We start from the raw sequence: 22,418 nt of genomic DNA on the forward strand, positions 1-22,418 counted from the left end.
CTACCGGTATGATTAAGAACTATCTGCTGATCACCTTCCGAAACATTTTCCGAAACAAGCTTTTCTCGGGTGTAAACATCCTGGGCCTTGCCTTCGGCATTTGCAGCACCTTGCTCATATTATTATGGGTATTCGACGAGCTCCAGGTCGACAAGTTTCATGCGCAGTCCGACCGGCTTTACCGCGTCATGGAAAATCAGAAGGCATCCGACGGCAGGATCTATACCTGGGCCGCTACTCCTGGGCCCATGGCTCCTTTTATTAAAGATAAATACCCCGAGATCGAGCTGGCCACGCGTGTTACGTGGGGAGAAAACCTGCTCTTTCAATTTGGTGAAAAATCGTTCTATAACGAGGGAATCTATGTAGACCCGGACTTTCTGCAGATGTTCACGTTCCCACTACTGGTGGGCGATGTCAATACCGCATTAAAAGACAAGAGCTCCGTCGTGATCAGTCGTAAGATGGCTGAAAGTTATTTTGGCTCCGCCCAGGCGGCGTTGGGTAAGATCCTCCAGGTAGACACCAAAAAGACCTATACGGTAACAGGGGTGTTAGAAGAAATTCCTAAAAGCGCTTCGATGCAGTTTGAATACCTGTTGCCCTTCCAGGTCTTTTTCGACGTGAACAAAGAGTGGCTCGATGAGTGGGATAACAACAACGTGCGCACCTACCTGGTGTTGACCAGGGGAACAGACGTAACGAGCTTCTCGAATAAGTTCCGCGACGAGATAGCAACCCATGAGGCCAAAACGAACGTCTCGTTATTTGTACAACCTTATGGCGACGCCTACCTGTATGGTGATTTTGACAACGGCGTGCAGTCGGGCGGGCGCATCGAGACCGTGAATATATTCCTGATTGTAGCAGCCTTCGTACTGCTCATCGCCTGTATCAACTTTATGAACCTCTCTACCGCCCAGGCTACCAAGCGGGCCAAAGAGGTAGGGTTGCGTAAGGTGATCGGCGCTGTGCCGCACCAGCTGTTCCGGCAGTTTATGGCCGAGTCGTTCTTTACCGTAGTGCTTTCCGCTGCGATCGCGGTCCTGCTGACATTTATGCTTCTGCCGGGGTTTAATATCTTAACAGGCAAGGATGTGCAGCTTCATGCGGTCGACCCTATCGTATGGTTCATCTTCGCCGGCATCATAGTCTTTACCGGCTTTGCTGCCGGGAGCTATCCAGCCCTGATCATCGCCGGGTTCAAGCCGGCGCAGGTATTGAAAGGACAGCTCAAGAGTGGCAACCGCGCCGCGACCTTTCGCAAGTCGCTTGTGGTCGTACAGTTCTCGCTCTCGATTATATTGATCATTAGCACCATCGTGGTGTTCCGGCAAATGAGCTTCATGGAAGATCGCGACATTGGCTTCGACCGCCAGAATCTATATTCGATTTGGATGGAAGGAGGTCTTTCGAAGAAGTACGAGTCGTTCCGCAACCAGCTTCTGGCCATGCCGGGTATCGAAAGCGTTACGGCGTCCAGCCAGTCGCCGATCAGTGTGGGCAACTCCACGTATGGTGTGCAGTGGGAGGGTAAGGATCCCGAAGACAAAATACTGTTCTCCAACATGAACGTGGACTACGACTTTGTCCAGTCATTAAAAATGGAGATGGCCGAAGGCCGGGCATTCGACCGCAGCCAGGTGGTGGACAGCGATAACTATGTCTTGAATGAGGCCGCCGCCGCGAAGATCGGGTTAAACGATATTGTCGGCCGCGAGATCACCATGTGGGACCAAAAAGGCAAAGTCATCGGCGTGGTCAAAAACTTTAACTTCGGTTCGTTGCACAGCGCCGTCGAGCCACTCATCATGCGCATCGATACCGCGTGGATGAACTGCATGCTCATCCGGTCCGAAGCCGGCAAGACCGCAGAAGCCTTGCAGTCTACGGAGAAGCTTTGGAAGGAATATCTTCCGCAATACCCGTTGCGTTATAAATTCCTGAGCCATGACTGGGAAGAATACTATAAATCCGAATCCCAACGGGGCAAGGTGTTTAATGTTCTTTCGATCGTATCGATCTTCATCAGCTGCCTCGGATTGTTTGGCCTTTCGGCTTTCTCGGCCGAGCGTCGCACCAAAGAGCTTGGCATTCGCAAAGCCATGGGGGCATCGACCTCCGGCCTGGTTCGATTGATGGGGCAGGAGTTCAGCGTACTGGTAGCCGTGGCGGCTGTTATCGGTTGCCCGGTTGGGTGGTACTTCATGAACAAGTGGCTGGAGAGCTATGCCTACCATGTGGAGGTTGGGTACCTGGTGCCGTTCATCGCCGCCCTGGCTTGCTTTGTCGTCTCGGTCCTTACCGTCGCCTATCATTCCCTTCGTGCCGCCACCAAAGACCCCGTACAAACATTGCGGCATGAATAAGCGCCTTATAGTATAATCGGGCTACCGGCCAGCACATGACAGTTTGCAGCACCGCGATTGTTTATCTTTATTCGTAAGAAATAAAGGTCACTTTCTCTGCGTGTTATAGAATCCTGGCCGATCATTTTATTTAACACTGAATCCGCTAACTTTAAGTGTTGATAAAATGACACGCACAGACGTGCCGACAGATAAACTATGAAGGTGGCGTTATTTGTGCCCTGTTACGTAGACCAGTTCTATCCCCACGTAGCGATAGCAACGCTGGAATTATTGGAAAAACAGGGCGTTACAGTAATATATCCCACGCGGCAAACCTGCTGCGGGCAACCCATGGCCAACTCAGGCTTCGAGCACCTGGCGACAGGCTGTAATGAGAACTTCGTGGAGAGCTTTGCTGACTGCGATTACATCGTCTCGCCGTCAGGAAGTTGTGTGCTGCATATCAAAGATCACTTGCATGTAGACGGCGCCGAAGAAAAGGTGGTATTGATTCGTCAACGTACCTATGAGCTGGTGGAATTCCTCACCGACGTATTACAGGTAAAGACGTTGACCAGCCGCTTTCCGCACCGTGTCGGCCTGCACCAAAGTTGCCATGGACAACGCGGGTTAAAGCTGTCGCAGATGTCGGAGCTGGTAGCGCCTCCGTTCTCCAAGACCGGCCACCTGCTCGGCATGGTAGAAGGGCTCGAGCTGGTGCAGCTCAACCGCGCGGATGAATGTTGCGGATTCGGGGGCACTTTCTGCGTGGCAGAAGAAGCGGTGTCGGTAAAGATGGGCAAGGACCGCGTGGCCGATCACCAGGAACACGGTGCGGCCTTCATCACCGGTAACGATATGTCGTGCCTGATGCACCTGGATGGCATTCTGCGTCGCCAGAACAGCCCCACGAAAATTGTACACGTCGCCGAAATCCTCAACGCATGGTAAGCCCTTCACAACCCCGGCAGGATCACGCCACGCTGGCCGAAAAGTTTAACCGCGACGAAGCGCGTGTGGACTGGCACGACAAGACACTGTGGTTCATCCGCGAAAAACGCGACCGCGCTGCCCGCACCATGCCGGAGTGGGAAGACCTGCGCGAGGCAGCGTCGCAAATTAAAAACCGTGTACTCGACAACCTGCACGATTACCTGTTGCAGTTCGAGGCACAGGCTCAACGCAACGGAGTCACCGTACACTGGGCGGCCAACGCTGAAGAGCATAATCAGATTGTACACCGCATCATCCAACAGGCCGGCGTGACCAACATCGTCAAGAGCAAGTCGATGCTGACGGAAGAATGTCACTTGAATGATTACTTACACAAGAAGGGTATAACCGTCGTCGACACAGACCTTGGCGAGCGCATCGTGCAACTGGCGGGTGAACCGCCTAGCCACATCGTGTTGCCTTGCATTCACTGGAAGAAAGAAGAGATCGGCGAATTGTTTCATAAGCACCTCGGCACACCGGCCGGCAATGCAGACCCCCAGTTTCTCACGGGGGCTGCCCGTGAGCACCTGCGCCAGCGGTTCATGACCAGCCGCGTCGCCATCACGGGGGTAAACTTTGCCGTGGCCGAAACCGGGGAGATTGTGGTGTGTACCAACGAAGGCAACGCCGACCTGGGCGTGCAACTGGCCGATGTACACATTGCGTGCATGGGCATTGAAAAGATCATTCCCGAACGCAAAGACCTGGGCATCTTCTTACGATTGCTGGCGCGCAGCGCTACCGGCCAGCCCGTTACGACATACTCCAGTCACTTCCGTCGTCCGCGTGCGGGGCAGACTATGCATATCGTGTTGGTGGACAACGGTCGCAGTGCACGCTTACAGGAGGAAAGCTTCCGCAATGCGCTGAAGTGTATTCGCTGCGGTGCGTGTATGAACACCTGCCCGGTATACCGGCGCAGCGGCGGGCATAGCTACCACTATGCCATTGCCGGACCCATCGGCGCGATCCTGGCGCCGGCACTCGACATGAAGCAACATGCCGACTTGCCCTTTGCCTCGACGTTGTGCGGGTCGTGTACCCATGTGTGTCCGGTAAAGATCAACATACATGAGCAACTCTATGACTGGCGGCAAGTGCTTGCACGGCAGGGGTATGTAGGCGGCGTGAAGAAGTTGGGCTTGATGGGTATGGCCGCCGTGTTGGCGCGTCCGCGAATCTACCGGTGGAGCGGTGCAGCAGGGCGGTGGTTTATGAAATATATGCCGTCGCTCGTGAACAACAAACTAAACCCGTGGTACAAACAACGCGAAATGCCGGCAGTGCCCCGGCAGTCGTTCCAGGAATGGTACCGCCAAAACCGACAACAGCATGGACAGCAGAGATAAAATACTGCAAGTATTAAAGGCCGGGATGAGGTCGACATCCACGTCGCCGGCGCTGCCGACGCAGCATACCGCTACCGTCGAAGAGCTCACAACACGTTTTGAGACAACACTGACCGGCATTGGTGGCAACGTCGTGCGGGTGTTCTCCTGGCACGAGATTATGGACTATATCCGCGGCACCTTCACATCGGCACAGCGCATCATTTCCGCGGTACCGGCACTCGACCTTCCTGCTGCGGTGACACCGGCTGACCCGCACAGCTTTGAAGATGTAGACCTGATTGTATTGGAGCCGTACTTCGGCGTTGCCGAAAATGGTGCAGCCTGGTTGACCGACAGCCGCATGCCCGACCGGGCGTTGCCGTTTATTGCGCAACATATTGCCCTGGTACTGCGGGTGGAAGATCTGGTGCCGACCATGCAAGAGGCCTATGCCCGCATCGGCTCGGAACAGTATGAATTGGGAACGTTCATCGCCGGTCCTTCCAAGACCGCCGACATCGAGCAGTCGCTGGTGTTGGGCGCGCATGGTCCTAAAAGCATGACTGTCTTTCTGTTGCAGCTGTCGTAGTCCGTTACCGGGATGGTACAGGATACATCCCCGTGTCTGTAGTGCCTAGCTTAATGAACGTTTACTGTTACCCCCGAATACCGATGAAGCGCATTGCTTTTAAAATGAAGCTTAAACCTGGCTGCCGCGAGGAATATACCCGCCGCCACGACGCTCTGTGGCCCGAAGTAAAAGCCCTGTTACAGGAAGCGGGCGTTCACGACTACGCTATATTTTTTGATGGAGATACCGACACATTGTTTGCCGTGCAGAAGGTCGACGGTGCTGCCGACTCACAAGCCTTAGGCAACCAGGAAGCTATTCGTCGCTGGTGGACCTACATGGCCGACATCATGGAAACCAATCCGGATCATTCGCCGGTAAGTAAACCACTGCCCGAGGTTTTTTACCTGGCCTAATACCGTACTGACCCATGATGATGAATAAACGTGTTGGCTCTATTATAGTAGAAAGCATTCTGGCCGGGGTGCTTGTAATGTTCTTGCTGGCCGGATGTTGGAAGCCGGCGTATAATCCCGTGTGGTCGACCGGCGACCGGCAAGCTAAGCCCTGGAGCCGTTGGTGGTGGCACGGCAGCGCTGTAACCCGCGCCGGCATTACGGCCGAGTTGGAAGCCTACCAACATGCCGGCATCGGCGGACTGGAGATCACCCCGATCTATGGCGTGTACGGCGAAGACTCAACCTTTATTGACTTCTTGTCGCCGCAGTGGATGGAGATGTTGTTGTTTACCTTACAAGAGGCCGAGCGGCTCGGCCTGGGCATCGACATGGCTACGGGCACGGGCTGGCCCTTCGGCGGTCCCTGGATTGGCGACGCCGATGCCTGCAAGAATATGTACCACCAGGTATATACGGTCATGGGCGGACAACGGCTAGCCGAAAAGGTCACGTTTGTACAACCTCCGTATCTCCGGGCGATCGGCCATTCATTTCATGATTCGACCACCACCACTGCGCGGGGCCAGGCACTCATGGTTGGTTTTACCCGTCCGCCACTCGACATCCGCACCCTGCGACGGCCCATCGCGGTCAATAAGAATCTGCAAGCTCTGGCCATCGACCAGGTCCAGTTCGAAAGGCCCCTGGCATTACAAACGTTGATGGCCTACGGACCCAACAACGAGGTCAGGAATCTCACCGACCAGGTCCAGGCAGATGGCAGCCTGACGTGGACTGCCCCACCCGGCACCTGGACACTATACGCTATATTTCAAGGTTGGCATGGGAAGATGGTGGAGCGCGCCGGACCCGGGGGAGAAGGCAATGTCATCGACCACTTCTCGGTGGAAGCCTTGCAGCACTACCTGCAAAACTTCGACAGTGCCTTTGCCGGCAAAGACCTGAAAACGCTGCGTGCTTTCTTCAACGATTCGTACGAAGTAGACGATGCCCGTGGCGCGGCCGATTGGACACCCACGTTGTTTACAGCGTTTGAAAAACGTCGGGGTTATGATCTGCGAAATTACCTGCCGGCGTTGTTTGGCAACGACACGGCCGAAAAAAATGCCCGTGTGCTCTGCGACTACCGCGAGACAATCTCCGACCTGATCTTACAAAACTTTACCACGCCGTGGCGCGAATGGGCGCACGGCTATAAAAAGATTATCCGCAACCAGGCACACGGATCGCCTGCGAACATCCTCGACCTATATGCCGCCATCGATATTCCTGAGATCGAAGGTATCGAACCGCTCCGGATCAAGATGGCCTCGTCGTCGGCCCACGTGTCGGGTAAGAAGCTGGTTTCGGCAGAGGCAGCGACGTGGCTCAACGAGCATTTTGAATCCAACCTGCACGACATCAAGGGTGCCATCGACCGGTTTTTTGTCAACGGCGTCAACCATGTATTTTATCACGGCACCTGTTATTCGCCACCCGGCGAGCCCTGGCCGGGGCGTTTGTTTTACGCCGCCGGGCACATGAACCCACGCAACCCGCAGTGGGACCACGCGGGGGCGCTGAACTCCTACATAGCCCGTTGCCAATCCTGGCTGCAACGCACCCGGCCCGATCAGGATGTGTTGCTATACCTGCCGATTTACGACCGGTTTTCCACACCGGGTAAAGAAATGATCGAACACTTCGACGGCATCGGCAAACAATTTGACAGCACCACCTTTGCCGCGGCCGCGGCAACCCTATACGACCGGGGCTACGCGTTCGACTATATATCGGATCGCCAGCTGCAAGACTGCTCAATCGGCAAGCCCGGCATCCGAACTTCCGGTGGTAGCGACTATCAGGTTATCGTACTTCCGCATAGCCGCTATATACCCTGGAAGACACTCGATCACATCATGACATTGGTCCATGGCGGAGCTACCGTGTTGGCCTATGGTGGGTTGCCGGAGGCCCTGGCGGGCAACAACGTGACGCCCGGGCAGGAAAAGGACTTTCGCGCGTGGATGCAAATCCCGGCTTCGACCCGCTCCCGCGGTATACAGGAACGAAAATGGGGCAGTGGTATGATACTGGAAGGCAATGATCTCGAAGCGTTGCTGAAGGTTGTCGCTATTCGGCGCGAGTCGCTGGTCGATAATGGCCTGCGGTATATCCGCAAGCGGGACGGTGACGATGATTACGTCTACTTTATTAACAACCCCGGTGATCGTGCCTACACCGGATGGGTTTCGTTGTCGGCAAGCGCCAGCAACGATGTCAATGTCATCGCCTATGACCCCATGGGCGGTATGATAGGCCGCGGTGCAAGTCGTGTGTCCCCCCAGGGAAACCAGGAGGTATACCTGGACCTACAGCCCGGGCAGAGTATCCTGATACAATTTCATGATGGCCCGATCGCGCCGGTTGGATTTCTGTATTATCGTCCCACGGCAGATACCGTACCGTTGCGGGGTCCCTGGAAGCTAACATTTACAAAGGGAGGTCCGGAATTACCGTCCCCCATGACGATGGATACCTTGTGTTCATGGACCGGTCTTGACGCGCCTTCCCTGCAAGCATTTTCGGGAACAGCCACGTATACTATATCTTTTCCTCGTCCTACCGATTCAGCCGTTGCCTGGTGTCTCGACCTGGGCGCGGTAAAGGAGAGTGCGGTTGTTACCTTAAACGGCCAGGTGCTCGACACCCTGCTGGGACCGGTATACCGCGTAAATATCAATATAGCCCTGTTGAAGGATCAGAACGAGTTGACCGTGACAGTGTCCAACCTCATGGCCAATCGCATTGCCAATCTCGACAAACAGGGTGTATTCTGGAAGAAGTTCTACAATGTCAACATCGCCGCGCGTAAAGCAGAGAACCGCGTAGACGGTATATTCAGCGCAGCCCAGTGGCAGCCGCGTCCCTCGGGATTGCTCGGTCCGGTGAAGCTTGTGTCGCTGGAGTATTTTGATCCTGCGCCCTAAAATAGGCGGCATAGTGCAGGACAGTTCGCGGTAGAGGAGTCTATACTTTTGATATGGGTTAATTGATTGGGCCGGCTTGATACGCCGGCTTTTTTTACGCCAGCCAAAAAAAAGAAGCCACTTCAACGTGAAGTGGCTTCATGCTAACCAATCAGTAACTAAACTACACGGTTTCCGGTACTTCTTTCTTCGAATTCTTACCCAACACCCGCATCGTCTTCAACACCGAATCGGGCGTCACCGAGATACTATCAATACCCTCCTTTACCAGGAACTCCGCAAAGTCCGGGAAGTCAGAAGGCCCTTGTCCACAAATACCGACCTTCACACCGTGTTTCTTTGCCGTCTTGATCAGCATCGAGATCATACGCTTCACGGCATCGTTGCGTTCGTCGTAGAGCTCAGCCACCAACGCCGAATCGCGGTCCAGTCCCAACGTAAGCTGAGTCAGGTCATTCGAGCCGATCGAGAATCCATCGATATGCTGTGAAAACTCATCGGCCATTAGAATGTTCGAAGGAATCTCGGCCATCAGATATACTTCCAAACCATCCTCGCCACGTTTCAAACCATAGTTCTCCATCACCGTATAAACTTTCAACAGTTCACCCACGGTGCGGCAGAAGGGAATCATCACTACCACGTTCTGCAAGCCCATCTGCTCGCGCACGCGCTTAATGGCTTTGCATTCTAACCCAAAGGCGCGTTGGTATTCTTCGGAATAGTAGCGTGAAGCCCCGCGCCAACCGAGCATCGGGTTTTCTTCTTTCGGCTCAAAGTATTTACCACCCAGCAGGTTTTCATACTCGTTGCTCTTAAAATCCGAGAACCGTACAATGACGCGGTTCGGGTGAAACGCGGCAGCGATCTTGGCAACACCGTACGATAGCTTGTGCACGAAGAATGCTTCCTCGCTTTCGTATCCGCGCGTCAGCTCTTTGATGCGCTCCGTCAAACCGGCGTCGTTCAACTCACGGTGTTGCAACAATGCCAGCGGGTGTACTTGTATATAGTTGTTGATGATAAACTCTTCCCGCGCCAGGCCCACGCCGGCATTGGGTATACCCGAGAACTTGAACGCCAGCTCCGGCGAAGCAACGTTCAGCATGATGGGCGTCGACACCGTGGGAAGATCCTTTAAGCTGGTTTCTGTTTTCTCAAACGGGAGCTCGCCGCGGTAAACATACCCCACATCGCCTTCACAGCATGACACCGTTACCGTCATGCCGTCGCGTAGGATAGAGGTTGCGTCCAGGCTGCCCACGATCGCCGGTACGCCCAGCTCGCGAGCCACAATGGCGGCGTGACACGTACGGCTGCCCCGGTTGGTGACAATGGCGGCGGCCTTCTTCATGATCGGCTCCCAGTCCGGGTCGGTCATGTCTGTTACGAGAACATCGCCTGCCTGGAATTCAATGCCGTCGCGTGAGCCATCGCGGCCGTCAAGCGAATACATAATGACCACCTTGCCCGAAGCGATCTTGTCGCCTACGGCAATCCCGCGCACGATGCGTTCGGCAGGAGCGGGCTTTGTGATCGTGTATTCTATAAAATTATCGCGCTCCCGTTGGGAGTGGATCGTCTCCGGGCGAGCCTGTACGATGAAAAGGCGATTGGTAAGGCCGTCTACAGCCCATTCCACATCCATCGGGCACCACGAGCCGCGCTTTTCTGAGTAATATTTTTCAATAATGCAGACCCATTCCGCCAGGCGCAACACCTGCCGGTCGTTCAGACAGAAACGATCGCGTGCCTCACGCTGAACGTTTAATACCTTCGTGAGCTGACCGGGGTCGTCGCCATATACCATCTTCTGATCCTTGCGGCCGAGCTTCTTTTCAATGATGGGCTCGAAGTCTTTTTCCAACGCCGGCTTAAAGACTATATATTCATCGGGCGACACGGCGCCCTGCACCAGTAGCTCACCTAAACCATACGATCCGTTGATGACTACCACATCGCGGAAGCCCGATTCGGTATCCAGCGAGAAGGCAACGCCGGATGAAGCCAGGTCAGCGCGTACCATCTTTTGTACGCAGACAGACAGCCCGATATCAAAGGCATCAAAGTTAAAGTCAACACGGTAGGAGATCGCCCGGTCGGTAAACAACGAAGCAAAGCAGTTGCGGACAGATTCCAACAACCCCTCCGGCCCACGCACGTTGAGATAGGTTTCCTGTTGGCCGGCAAAGGATGTATCGGGCAGGTCTTCCGCTGTGGCGCTCGAGCGTACAGCAACATCGGTAGCATCCTGATCGTATTGGCGCGACAATGCTGCATACCGTATTTTGATTTCATCTTCCATCGCCTGCGGGAAGCGGCCGTTGCGGATCAACTGACGCAACTGTGTACCGCCCTTGCGCAGGGAGATCAGGTTACTCATGTCAATAGAAGAGATGATCTCGTGGATCTTCGCGTCCAGGTTATTATGTTGGAGATACGCCCGGTATGCGGTGACCGTAATGGCAAAGCCGTCTGGAACGGCAATACCTCGTGGCGTCAGGTTGCGGATCATTTCGCCCAGGGAGGCGTTCTTTCCTCCGACAAGGTCAAGGTGTTCCATACCCACCTCGTTGAGACCGATGGTAAATTGATATGACGTCTGCATGCTTTGGGTTATTAATTGAACAGCAAAAAAATGTCAATTTATAACCTTATGCAAACGTTTGTAATAGACTATTTTCGGGGTTTTGTTCTCAGATTAGGAAGTGTGTTGCTGACCTTTAACGGCCACCTTATCTTCTATGTGATCTGCTATAGTTGCCGGTATAAAATTGGGCAAATCCAGTACAAACCGGGTACCTATACCGAGTTCCGATTCGATCGTCATGGTGCCATGAAGTTTCTCCACGGCCTCTTTTACAATATATAGACCCAGGCCCGACCCTTCGTTCTCGTCGGTGGCGCGGAAAAACATCTCCGTCACCTTCGCAATATAGTCGGAATTGATACCGATGCCATTGTCCTTGATCTCGACGTGTGCCGAAGTCTTCGAAACCGTAGCCTGAATTTCGATAAACGAGTTTTTCTTCTGTAAGTCGCTATACTTAATAGCGTTAGAGATCAGGTTATTAAAAACTACCGACAATCGATACTGGTCTGAGTAAAAAGGTACCGGTTCTTGAATCGTAACGGTCTGGGTTATGTTTTCCGAACCGGCCATAAACCGCATGCGCTCCAGGTTATCGTTGATGATGCGGTTCAGATCCACACGCTCGATACGAATGTCTTTTCGCGCGTTGCGGGAATAATCCAGAATATCTTTCAGCGTCTCGTCCAGCTTCAGAATGCTTTCTTCAATCATCGCATGATAAGTAGACAGCGAGCCGTTGTTGTTGTGCTGGTCTTCCAGCTTCACGAGATTGAGAATGCCCAGCACGGACATCAACGGCGCCCGCAGATTGTGCGAAACACTATAGACAAAAGTGTCAAGCTCTTTGTTGATCTTGCTCAGCTCTTCAATGGTACGCAACAGCTGATTGTTTTTAAACTTCAACTCTGCATCCGCATTGAGCTTGGCCCGGTGCAAAGCATGTTGTTTTAATGCTTTGTTTATGGCCGCGGGCAAACGTGTTAAGCTTGTTTTGAGGATATAGTCATCGACTCCTTCTTTGATCGTATCGTTGGCAAAGTTTTCAGATACCGCTCCCGACACTAATATAAAGGGAATGTCTACTTTGTTGGCATAACATAGTTGCAGGGCTTCCGATGAATCGAATTGCGGTAAGTAGTGATCCGATAAGATCACGTCGGCATTATACTCTTTTAATGCGGTGACAAAGGACTCTTTGGTGCTGACATGTCTGAGTTGGAAATTCACGCCGCCTTTTTGCAATTCCCAGGCGATTAGCTCAACGTCTTCCACGTCATCATCCAGCACTAGGATTTTTAATTCCGGTTTTAGTTTCAATGCAATGAAGTTTGAGTTTGCGACGACAATACCCCGCTAAAACCCCGTACCCCCGTGAATTGTCAGGTTTTAGAACTATCAGTCCGATGAATAACGGGGAAATGGGGAAAAGAAAACACACATTTTTTGGTGCCCCAGCCGTTGGGAGGAATATTCCACAAACTCTGAGAAAAGAGTGTCAAAAAATGGTGCCAATGACGACAACGATATCTCTCAACCGCAAACACAGCATGGTGCAAAAATTTAAGCTTTTTTAATACTCATCTGAAAACCTCCTATGATTTTACGAAGAAACCTGAAGTGGAGCCTTATCTTATTTTACACGTGGAAAGGGTTATTGTATTATCTCGTATTGGCGATAATGGTGTATTGGATACACCACCAGGGTATTAATCTCGCCATACCTTTTTATGCCATCACCGCCTTCGGCACAGCCCTGGCGATCTTCCTGGGTTTTAAGAACAACAGTGCCTACGACCGTTGGTGGGAAGCACGGCGCTTATGGGGCACGTTGGTAAACTACAGTCGCGCCTGGACACGTCAGGTCATAACCTTTCTCAACGATCCCGATGCCACCAGCCCCGAGGAGATCATAGCCTTCAAAGAAAAGCTCTTGCACCGGCACATTGCCTATGTCAATGCCCTGCGTGTCTTTCTGCGTCGGAAGTATAAATACAACGAAACAGGACAGGAGGAGCTGTTTCAGGTAGAAAATGAGTACCACGATGCGGAACCCTTCCTGCAACCGTCGGAGTATATCATCTTCAGCAAGAAAAACAATCCACCCAACTTTCTGCTCGAGCTACAGGCGGAAGATCTACGCTATGCCTTTTCGCAGGGCTGGTTGTCAGATTATCGCCTGGTAAAGCTCGAAGAGACATTGGTGGAATTTAATAACGTGCAGGGTGGTTGCGAGCGCATCAAAAATACACCCTTGCCCCGGCACTATAGTTTCTTCTCCCGCGTGTTTGTGGTGCTGCATGCTACCATGTTGCCCTTCGCGTTTGTGGACGAGATGGGCATGATCATGATCCCGATCTCCGTGTTGATCTCGTTCATCTTTCATTCCCTCGACCTGATCGGAGAGCGTAGCGAAGATCCTTTTGAGAACCGTTTGGAAGATGTACCGCTGACAAGCCTCTGCCGCACCATCGAGACAAACGTCAAAGAGCAATGGGGCGACGAAAACCTCCCGCCGGCTCCAAAAAATAATGGTGGCATCATATTCTAATCTATTTATATCGTTAGTATGAAAGAGATTTTTGAGTGGAGCCGGGTATTATGGAACGACCTGCCGGCAGTATTTCTGCTGGAAGTGTTATTCCGTTCTGTCGTAATGTTCGTCGTCCTGCTCATTGCCTTGCGACTGGTGGGCAAGCGGGGTGTGCGCCAACTATCGATCTTTGAAGTCGTCATTATTATATCGTTGGGGTCGGCCGCGGGCGACCCCATGTTCTATGAAGACGTCGGCATGATGCATGCCATCATGGTCTTTGTCGCGATCATTGGTGTTTATCGCCTGGTGACCTGGTTAATGGCCAAAAGTATCTGGTTTGAAAACCTGATAGAAGGAAAAGCGATCTATCTCATACGCGAAGGAAAATTCGCCTTCGATGATTTTAAGAAAGAGTCGCTTTCACAGGATGAATTTTTTGCCGAGCTGCGCGTGCGGCAAGTAGAGCACCTGGGCCAGGTGAAGTGCGCTATTCTGGAGACAAACGGAGATTTTAGCGTACTATTTTACCCGGATGAAGAAGTGCGTCCCGGGCTGCCATTGTTGCCCGATGAGTTTTGCCGAAAAAGTCCCGAGGTTCAACACCCGGCCATATATGCTTGCGCTTTCTGCGGACATACCGAGATGTTGGCCCCTGGCAGGCATCATTGCCCGGTATGTGCGCACGAAGAGTGGGTGAGAGCACTAAACACGCGCCGCATTGCGTAACTTGGCAGCGTGTTGGTCCGTATTTTTAAATGTATCCATTGCCTGTCGGTTGGTTAAAGTATTTTATTTTTGGACCTTCAAATCTTACATGAAAAGAAATATAGTTTCCGTCGTTACGTTAATCCTGTTCATGCCGTTCCTCGGCCAGGCGCAGGACTTCCGTTCTGTGCGCTGGAATCGCGACCTGATGGTAAACCTGGGCGTTGGCACATCTACTTATTTTGGAGAAATCACCGGCTCGGGCGACCTTGGCAAGCTTAACCCCAGTGTTATCCTGGGTGCCGAGTATTATTTTACCAAGCGCTTCAGTGCCCGCGGACAGTTCGCCTGGTTTCGCACCTCAGGCGACGATGCCGACGCGCCGGGAAATGAGGAGGATGGGCGGCGCGTACGCAACCTGTCGTTTGCTTCCAGCAACTTCGAGTTTTCTGCCATTGGTATAATCAACCTGGTGCCGCAAGGTTTTCGTTTCGAAGATCGTCCTGGCATAAACCTACATGCGTTTGCCGGTGTGGGCGTTATGCGTTTTAATCCCACCACTGAATACCTGGGCAAGCGCTACACACTTCAGCCTATCGAAACCGAAGGAGTACGCTACAGCCGCGTGACACCTGTCATACCGGTTGGTCTGGGCGCTCGCATTAAGCTTAATCCCTTTTACAACCTGTTGATCGAAGGCGGTTACCGTTTCACCTTTACCGACTATATGGACGATGTGAGCGCTCTTCGTTATCCCGACCCGGCCTCGCTGAAGAGTGACCTGGCCCGCGCATTGTCCGACCGTCGCGCCGAATACGCGCCGCCCACCACCATCGGCAGGCGTGGCAATCCCGATACAAATGATGGCTACTTCCTCCTGAACGTATCGCTGCAGTATTATATTCCGTGGGAAGTAAATAAGAACCCTCAGAAGAAACTATACAATCGGGACAAGTATCTGCGCAAGAAGTGCAAGTTCAGGAACTAGGTCGTCTCGATAGACCGTTCTTCCAATTGCTCCATCTTCATCCGGTGGCGACGGCGCAGCACATCACGTCGCAGAAAGGGAAAGAAGATAAACGCAATCAGGAGCGTGGCGACTCCCTGTAATAACAATGTATTGGGTGCCCCGACGTAATGGGACACGGCACCGATCAACAAACTGCCGATGGGCTGCATTCCAAAGAACGCCATGGCATAATAGCTTAATACCCGGCCACGCATTGCCGGGGTAACAGCTGTCTGAATCAGTGTGTTACTCAACGTGGTTTGCGACATCATACCGAAGCCGGTAATGGCGATAAACACTAACGCTACGGGGAAATTCGTCAGGTGCGAAAAGCAGATAAGCCCTACGCCGAAAACGAGCGTATTGAAGAATAATACTTTCTTCAGGTTGCTGCCGGCTTTGAGTGAGGCGAGGAAGATCGCGCCGCTGACGGCACCGAGTCCCACAAAACTATTCAGGTATCCAAAAGTTGATGCTCGTCCCTGGAAGATTTCCTGCGCATAGACCGGTAGTAGGGTGATGTACGGCAGCGACAATAGACTGATACAGGCAAGCATCAGCATGACCGTACTGATGCTGGGTGTCTTGCGCAGGTACTGAAATCCTTCGCGCAAGTCGGTCATCGCATCGTTGGTTCGGGGCTTCGGTATATACCGGGGGAGGCGCATACAAAACAATGACATTAGCACGGCAATAAAGCTGGCGGCATTGATGGAAAAGCAAATATTGGCGCCAAATTCTTCCAGTACAATGCCCGCCATGGCGGGGCCGATCAGACGTGCCGTGTTGACCATGGAAGAGTTCAGGGCAATGGCATTGGGCAGATGCTCTTTGTTGTTCACCATGTCGTAGACCATGGCCTGCCGCGCAGGCACGTCAAAGGCATTGATAATGCCAAGCACAACACTCAGTGAAAGGATGTTCCAGACGGAATCCAACCCAAGCAATACCAGTGTCGTCAGCAATACCGCCTGAATGAGCGACGCCACCTGCGTGAGCAGCATCACGCGGTACCGATTATATCGGTCGGAGACTACGCCACCAACGATGGAGAACAAAAATGAGGGGAACTGCGCAGCAAAAACCGCTGTACCGAGCATAAACGACGACTGCGTCTTCTCGTAGACGAGCCAATACACGGCAGTACGTTGCATCCAGGTGCCGACGAGTGACACGGACTGTCCTGCAAAATAGAGCCGGTAATTGTAGCTCTGAAAAGCTTTTAAGAAAGGGAGTTCAAGGCGCGGCATCTGTCAGTCGTCCTGATTCTCTCGGGGCGATGCGGCAAGATTGGAAAAATTATTCATTGTTCTGCAGCGCCGCCGTCTCACTTCTTTTTCCCAGGATGCGCGAAAGCAGGGACTCGCTTTCCGACCCTTGCCTGGCCACCTCGCCACCCGGCACGTTGTCGGGCAGGAATCGCTCGGCAATGTTGAGCAGACCGGTCATCAAGCCGGGGGCTACGGCTTTTAACACCGTCGCCATGCGTGTGCTCATCGACACAATCGCTTCGGGCCTTCCATACTCCAGGGCATCGATGATGTTGGCCGCCGCGGTCTCGGCCTTCACGGAAAGCAGTGCCGACGACGCGGAGACTTTAAACCACCGGTACTCGGCGGCATGGTCACCTTTCACGGTGATGTGGCCCGTACTGCCGGTGCGCATAAGCCCGGGTACAACGGTCGTTACCTGTATATTGTGTTTTCTCAGCTCCGTGTGCATGCCTTCGGATAACCCTACCAACGCAAACTTGCTGGCCGTATAGGGCAGGAGATGCGGCACGGCTACTTTGCCGCCAATCGAGGTGATGTTGACAATACGTCCGCCCCCTTGCGCCTGGAAATAGGGAATGGTGCCGAGCATGGTATATAACGCAGCCCAGAAGTTGGTCTTCATGGCCTTCTCATAATCTTCGATGTCCAGCGCTTCCTGCGGTCCTACCTGGATGGTGCCGGCATTGTTGATGAGTACATCCAACCGTCCGTAGTGGTCTACGATCTGTCGGAGCATCGTGTCTACTTGTTGGGTATCCGTCAGGTCCACGGACAGCGTGAGCACGGGGGCGCCGAGCATTTCCAATTCTTGCCGGGCTTCGTCCAACGCTTCGGCTGTACGGGCGCAGATTGCCAGGCGTGCGCCCTTCGCAGCCAGCATGCGGGCCAACACCAGGCCCAGACCACGCGAGCCGCCGGTGATCAGCACGACCTTGCCGGCGAGTGAAAAACGATTTTGCTCCTGCCGCCAACGGGCATAGGCCATCAGGCCCACGACGCCGGCAGCACCGGCCAGCAGCAGGCGGTTGCGGGTGGAAAACAAAGACAGCGAGGGGATTCCGAGCAGTGCCATAGTGAGATCTTTTTTCACTATTGCAGCAAAAAGCGGGCGCAGCAAATCCGCCGGCAGGAGGGACGTTTGGGGCATTATTGTCCACACCTTTGCGGAAGTGATGCGTCGCACTTATGCCGGCAGCGCGCTGCGCAGCGATTCCTGGTAGCGCTTTGGCTTCAGGCGATGGTGTCGCTCAAACAAACGCGTAAAGTGGCTCAGGTTAGTGAAGCCTACCTCGTATCCTGCTTCCGACACGGAGAGATGCGAGAGCAGGCGTGCGGCTTCTTCCATGCGGACTGCCTGGTAATAATTGTAAATGCTGTCGCCAAATACCTGGCGGAAGAGCTGCTTCATTTTCGTGAGGCTCATGCCCGCATCTTCGGCGAGCTGCGCCAGGCGCGGCGGTTCGCGCAGGTCGGCTAACAACGCACTGCGCACCGCGTAGATCTTTTCGGCATCCTGTTGATGCACTGGCAGCGACGTAGTTGTCGGGCGGCGAAGGATGCGGGCAAACAACAGGTAAATCATCTCCAGCGTACGCGTCTGGTATAGCAGGGAGGCGAGCGGCGTGTGCTCATCGATCTCGGCCAACTGCCCGAGTACACGCTCAAGCTCAGGCGTCATCGCTTCGTGCAGGACAAAGGAAGGGCTTTCTGCCAGGATCTGTCGCAAACAGCGATGCGCTTCCTCCGTCGCATGCTGTTGCTCACAGCCGCCGGTGATTTTTAAGAGCGCCAATAAATGCTGTCGTGGAATGTTGATGACCACAATGTCGGTGAGCATGGCGGCCGGGAGGGTGATCGTCGAGAAGAGATTGCACGTTGTAAGCTCAACCGAATAAGCATTGCTGTCGCGCGGATGCGCGCGATGCCCGCTGAATTTAATGCTCAGGAAATCGGCGGACCCGGGCGCCTCCAGGCGTCGCAAGGTGAGGGGCTGTACGAGCGTATGGCGGTGCATGCACAAGGCAACACCGTGGTCAAGGTATACTTCGCGGATATACCCCTGCCCGAGCGACTCCGGAAAGTTCAACTGGTCACCCGACACGGTGGCGCCAAAGCGCTGTGCAAAGAGATTCGTGAAGTGAAACTCCTGGCCAACAGTAAATTCAAACTCGAGCGCCATCGTGATTCGGGATTAAGGTTCAGGATACCTGGGCAATGGGTTGCAGCAAGGGATAGTCTAAGTAGCCCTTTTCACCCGGCGTAAAGGCTGTACTGAAATCGGCTTCGTTCAGGGGTGCACCGGCGGCGATGCGTTTCTCGAAGTCGGGGTTCGCCAGGAACGGCCGTCCGAATGCCACGAGGTCTGCTATGCCTGCGTGCAACGCTGCTTCTGCCGATTCTGCTGTGAGCTCGTTACAAAGAATGATGGTATGTTGGAAAGCGTTGCGGATCGCTTGCAGTGTCTGCGGTGTCGTGGCCGGGTTTGTGCTGATGTGAATATAGGCAATGCCGATATCGTTCAGCTTCCGGGCGAGGTATTCATACGTACGTTGTACCTCGGCAGCATCGTATAGACTCAGGTCGTTATAGGTATTGTATGGCGAAATCCGGAGGCTGACCTTCTCTTTACCAATCGCGTCGGCAATTCCCTTCACCACTTCCAGGACAAACGCCGCGCGTTTTTCAACCGATCCGCCATACGCATCGGTGCGATCGTTTACAACGGGGTGTAAGAACTGTTCAATAAGGTATCCGTTGGCACCGTGCAGCTCCACACCGTCGAAGCCGGCGGCCACGGCGTTTTTAGCAGCCGCGATATGCTGCTGCACCAGTTCCTTTACTTCAGCCGTAGTAAACGGTACGGGATCACCATAATCCTGCATACCTTCTGTGTCAGTCCAGATCTGTCCGGCCGCTTTCTGGGCCGACACGCCGCGCATCACAACCTCCGCGGGCAGGTTGGCCGGGTGGCCGACGCGCCCCGTGTGCATCAGCTGCATAAAGACCTTGCTGCCGTTGGCATGGATCGCGGTAGCTACTTTTTTCCAGGCTTCCGTTTGTGCGGGCGAGAAGATGCCCGGAATGCGGGGATAGCCCAGGCCTTCCGGCGCGGGCGCGGTGCCTTCGGTAATGATCAGACCCGCCCCGGCCCGCTGCCCGTAATAGGTAGCCATGAGGTCGTTGGGAATATTGCCGAGGGCGCGGCTGCGGGTCATGGGGGCCATTACCATATGGTTTTTTAACGAAAGGCCGTGCTTGTTGTACGGCGCAAAAAGCGTTTTCATGCTGTAGGAATTAAATGTTTCACCAAAGGTGCCCCATTCAATAGACCTAAAATAGTCATAAAAGGCGGGAAAATAGTCGTATCGGACGGAAGTTCGGTGCGACAACCTGGTTGTTTGATCAAATCAATGCAGCCGCTGCAGTGCTTGTTGCACAGCGGCTTCGGTAGCCAGACCGGCGTAGCCCACAATCACTTCGCGAATAATGCCTCCGGAGTCCGTCAGGAGGAAGGTCGGCACCTGCACGCCAGGATATGTTTTCTTCAACATACGATTGGTCATTACGATGGGGTACCCGATCACGTGTGTCTCCCGGTGTTTTTTTAGGGCATCCTGATTGGTAATAAAGGGTTCGATACTCACTACCGTTACACCCGGAGTGGCGGCCAGTCGGGCCAGAAATGGGAGCACTTGCATGCAGGGTTTCCAGCCGAGGGAGTTAAAAACGATCACACTCTTTTTACCTTTCAATGCCATGAAGGATAATGTATCGCCACCGACCTGTGCCAGTTTCCATTCATGAACAGACTTCCCGGTCAGGTCGTTTATACCGGTTCGTCGTTTGGCGGCCGGCAAACTATCGGTTGCGGCGAAGGTTGTCGTAACACTGCCGGCCGGTGTTTTTAATGCGTCGATTGTTAGCGTGTCTGTAAAATTGATACGCTGGAACAGAATAGTCTCCATCGTAGTTTGGTGTGGCATGTCACGCAGGAGCTTGATGGGAAGAAACGTATGCTTGTCCAGGTATATAACATAACGTGAAACGAAGCCGACAGTGTCCTTCGCAATCACGACACGTGTGGCCTCCAATTCTATATAAAGGTCGGGAAACAATACTTCCAGTTTTAGCGAGTCGTTCTCTTCGGTGGTGTTGAGCGTCGCGTTTCGTTTTAGTGCCTGCTCCATGATGTTTCGGATGGACAGGTGCAGGGAGCCCATGATCCCGCGAGCTTCATCCGGATATTTTCGCAGGTCCGTTATATGTACCCTTTCGGGCTCGTCGTCGTCGATCTCAACCAGGTGGTTTCCGTCGTATGCTATTCGTAAGCGAAAAGTATCTTCCAGGATATATAGCTGGAAGCTGGCGCCCTGGATGGTATCGGCGCGGTTCACAGACATGAATGTTTGCGCGATCCACGGTTCTCGGAATACGTTGCGCATATAGGGTATACCCGCCTTCTCCTGGGTTATAATCATCACATTGCGAATGCGGTTGATCTCGGCGATTGCACGTTGCGTCACGGCTTTCGGCGACAAAGGCACGGCAAGGGTGCGCGGGTGTGAAATCTTACGTTTCTCCTGGCCTGACACCTTTTCGTGGACAAACAATAGGAAAACCGCTAGCGTAAGCGTAGCCCATACGATAAACCGGGCAGAGGAGGCGTTGGCGACAGCAGATACAGACATGGAACGGTATAAAAGACGTGTAGCAAGGTATAAACTTTCGTGTACCCGAATGTTTACTCCGGTATTACTTTCAACGGGATTTTTAAGGTGTATAGTATACCGGGAGTCTTTTTGATAACAGCATAACAGTACGGGTGTGAAGTACCTAAAAAAGATGGGGTTTCTTCTTATACCAACGCAATTTTTACCGCTCTTTTAGGTAAACGAAAGGTGATATAAAAATTTGTTATTGTGCGGTATTTCGAAAGAAAATTCATGTAATGCTACGCTTGCCAAAGTAAATTCTGTTTTATGCTGGAAGATCTTCAACTCCCCCCGTCGCTGAAACCGTTCAGGAACCTGACCGGAACGGGCGAAAACGACCCCCACATGGACCCAAAAGAACGACAGTTGCAGTACCTGGACAATGCCGAGCTTTTTGAAATTCTGAACGCCGAGTATAGGGCGTATAAAGTATTTCATGAAAGCGTCGTCGGTCGCGTGCAATCATCTTTGCATTCATAACGGCATGAGCACTGCGATTCACGACCTGGTAGATCGGTTTCTGAATAACACGGCAACCGCCCGGGAGCGTGAACAGGTTATGCGCTTGCTGGCAGACGGCCAGCTGAGCAAAGTCCTGGGGGAGCAGATATACCAGCATCAACTGTTTTACATAAACAATCCGCGTCGGCTGGCCATTCGCGACGAAGACCGCCAACGGTCTGCCCATATCAAGCGCCGTTCGCTGGAAACGATTTTAGGAGTTACCGCGCGGCCTATACGCCTCGGGCTGCCGTCATCGTGGATGGCTGTTGCAGCGGTGTTGGTGGTACTGATCCCGGCGGTGGTCTGGTTGGTGCAGCAGTCGCACGCGGAAGTGCAGCAGGTCGCCCGACGCCCGGCTGTCGAGCGTGAAGCCGTTTACCAGGGCCGTCAGTTCTTTAGCCTGGCCGCCAACACCGCCGTTACCTTAACCCACCGCAGCGAGCTGCGCTAT

Annotated in this window: 18 protein-coding genes; 11 read left to right on the forward strand and 7 right to left on the reverse strand. The window is 53.4% G+C overall.

Annotated features, from left to right (window positions below):
* Nucleotides 1-8 precede the first annotated feature (8 nt).
* The 6 genes from KK062_RS13405 (at nt 9) to KK062_RS13430 (ending at nt 8,637) form a co-directional block, all read left to right on the forward strand.
* A complete protein-coding gene (locus KK062_RS13405; RefSeq protein ID WP_254084816.1) occupies nt 9-2,369 on the forward strand; it encodes an ABC transporter permease in 2,361 nt (786 codons plus the stop codon).
* A 198-nt stretch (nt 2,370-2,567) separates the two neighbouring features.
* Nucleotides 2,568-3,302: a (Fe-S)-binding protein gene (locus tag KK062_RS13410; protein WP_254084817.1), complete on the forward strand. Its 735-nt coding sequence runs from the start codon at nt 2,568-2,570 to the stop codon at nt 3,300-3,302.
* Nucleotides 3,296-4,696, forward strand: coding sequence for a lactate utilization protein B (locus KK062_RS13415; RefSeq protein ID WP_254084818.1), 1,401 nt, complete (start codon nt 3,296-3,298; stop codon nt 4,694-4,696). Before KK062_RS13410 ends, KK062_RS13415 begins: the two co-directional genes overlap by 7 nt.
* Nucleotides 4,680-5,267: a LutC/YkgG family protein gene (locus tag KK062_RS13420; protein ID WP_254084819.1), complete on the forward strand. Its 588-nt coding sequence runs from the start codon at nt 4,680-4,682 to the stop codon at nt 5,265-5,267. The genes KK062_RS13415 and KK062_RS13420 overlap by 17 nt, the downstream gene beginning before the upstream one ends.
* Nucleotides 5,268-5,350: 83 nt before the next feature.
* A complete protein-coding gene (gene rhaM / locus KK062_RS13425) occupies nt 5,351-5,665 on the forward strand; it encodes an L-rhamnose mutarotase (protein WP_254084820.1) in 315 nt (104 codons plus the stop codon).
* A 14-nt stretch (nt 5,666-5,679) separates the two neighbouring features.
* The gene (locus KK062_RS13430) at nt 5,680-8,637 is read left to right on the forward strand and encodes a glycosyl hydrolase (protein ID WP_254084821.1); all 2,958 of its coding nucleotides are present in this window, start codon (nt 5,680-5,682) and stop codon (nt 8,635-8,637) included.
* Between the two features lie 163 nt (nt 8,638-8,800).
* Here KK062_RS13430 and ppsA read toward each other — a convergent pair whose 3' ends face one another.
* Together ppsA and KK062_RS13440 are read right to left on the reverse strand one after the other, a co-directional pair.
* The gene (gene ppsA / locus KK062_RS13435; protein WP_254084822.1) at nt 8,801-11,245 is read right to left on the reverse strand and encodes a phosphoenolpyruvate synthase; all 2,445 of its coding nucleotides are present in this window, start codon (nt 11,243-11,245) and stop codon (nt 8,801-8,803) included.
* 93 nt (nt 11,246-11,338) lie between these two features.
* The gene (locus tag KK062_RS13440; RefSeq protein WP_254084823.1) at nt 11,339-12,547 is read right to left on the reverse strand and encodes a sensor histidine kinase; all 1,209 of its coding nucleotides are present in this window, start codon (nt 12,545-12,547) and stop codon (nt 11,339-11,341) included.
* A gap of 277 nt (nt 12,548-12,824) precedes the next feature.
* Between KK062_RS13440 and KK062_RS13445 the strand changes: the two genes are divergently transcribed.
* The 3 genes from KK062_RS13445 (at nt 12,825) to KK062_RS13455 (ending at nt 15,456) form a co-directional block, all read left to right on the forward strand.
* On the forward strand, nt 12,825-13,778 hold the full coding sequence (locus tag KK062_RS13445) for a bestrophin family protein (RefSeq protein ID WP_254084824.1): 954 nt from the start codon (nt 12,825-12,827) through the stop codon (nt 13,776-13,778).
* Between the two features lie 18 nt (nt 13,779-13,796).
* Entirely contained in the window at nt 13,797-14,489 is a 693-nt protein-coding gene (locus KK062_RS13450) for a DUF421 domain-containing protein (RefSeq protein WP_254084825.1), read from the forward strand.
* An 88-nt stretch (nt 14,490-14,577) separates the two neighbouring features.
* The gene (locus KK062_RS13455; RefSeq protein ID WP_254084826.1) at nt 14,578-15,456 is read left to right on the forward strand and encodes a porin family protein; all 879 of its coding nucleotides are present in this window, start codon (nt 14,578-14,580) and stop codon (nt 15,454-15,456) included.
* Here the strand turns inward: KK062_RS13455 and KK062_RS13460 are convergent.
* The 5 genes from KK062_RS13460 to KK062_RS13480 form a co-directional block, all read right to left on the reverse strand.
* The gene (locus tag KK062_RS13460; protein ID WP_254084827.1) at nt 15,453-16,727 is read right to left on the reverse strand and encodes an MFS transporter; all 1,275 of its coding nucleotides are present in this window, start codon (nt 16,725-16,727) and stop codon (nt 15,453-15,455) included. The two genes, KK062_RS13455 and KK062_RS13460, sit on opposite strands and share 4 nt — an antisense overlap.
* A 49-nt stretch (nt 16,728-16,776) precedes the next feature.
* Nucleotides 16,777-17,823, reverse strand: a complete 1,047-nt coding sequence (locus KK062_RS13465) for an SDR family NAD(P)-dependent oxidoreductase (RefSeq protein ID WP_254084828.1) — start codon at nt 17,821-17,823, stop codon at nt 16,777-16,779.
* A gap of 111 nt (nt 17,824-17,934) precedes the next feature.
* Nucleotides 17,935-18,930, reverse strand: a complete 996-nt coding sequence (locus tag KK062_RS13470) for a helix-turn-helix transcriptional regulator (RefSeq protein WP_254084829.1) — start codon at nt 18,928-18,930, stop codon at nt 17,935-17,937.
* A gap of 19 nt (nt 18,931-18,949) precedes the next feature.
* Entirely contained in the window at nt 18,950-20,035 is a 1,086-nt protein-coding gene (locus tag KK062_RS13475; RefSeq protein ID WP_254084830.1) for an alkene reductase, read from the reverse strand.
* Between the two features lie 123 nt (nt 20,036-20,158).
* Nucleotides 20,159-21,439 (reverse strand): TlpA family protein disulfide reductase, encoded by a 1,281-nt coding sequence (locus KK062_RS13480; RefSeq protein WP_254084831.1) that lies wholly within the window; start codon nt 21,437-21,439, stop codon nt 20,159-20,161.
* 291 nt (nt 21,440-21,730) lie between these two features.
* On the opposite strand from KK062_RS13480, the gene KK062_RS13485 reads away from it, so the two are divergent.
* Entirely contained in the window at nt 21,731-21,943 is a 213-nt protein-coding gene (locus KK062_RS13485) for a hypothetical protein (RefSeq protein ID WP_254084832.1), read from the forward strand.
* 4 nt (nt 21,944-21,947) lie between these two features.
* Nucleotides 21,948-22,418: hypothetical protein (locus tag KK062_RS13490; protein ID WP_254084833.1), on the forward strand; the 471-nt coding region annotated here is incomplete at its 3' end.

Source organism: Dawidia cretensis (genome assembly GCF_018598175.1).
Taxonomy (GTDB): domain Bacteria; phylum Bacteroidota; class Bacteroidia; order Cytophagales; family Cyclobacteriaceae; genus Ohtaekwangia; species Ohtaekwangia cretensis.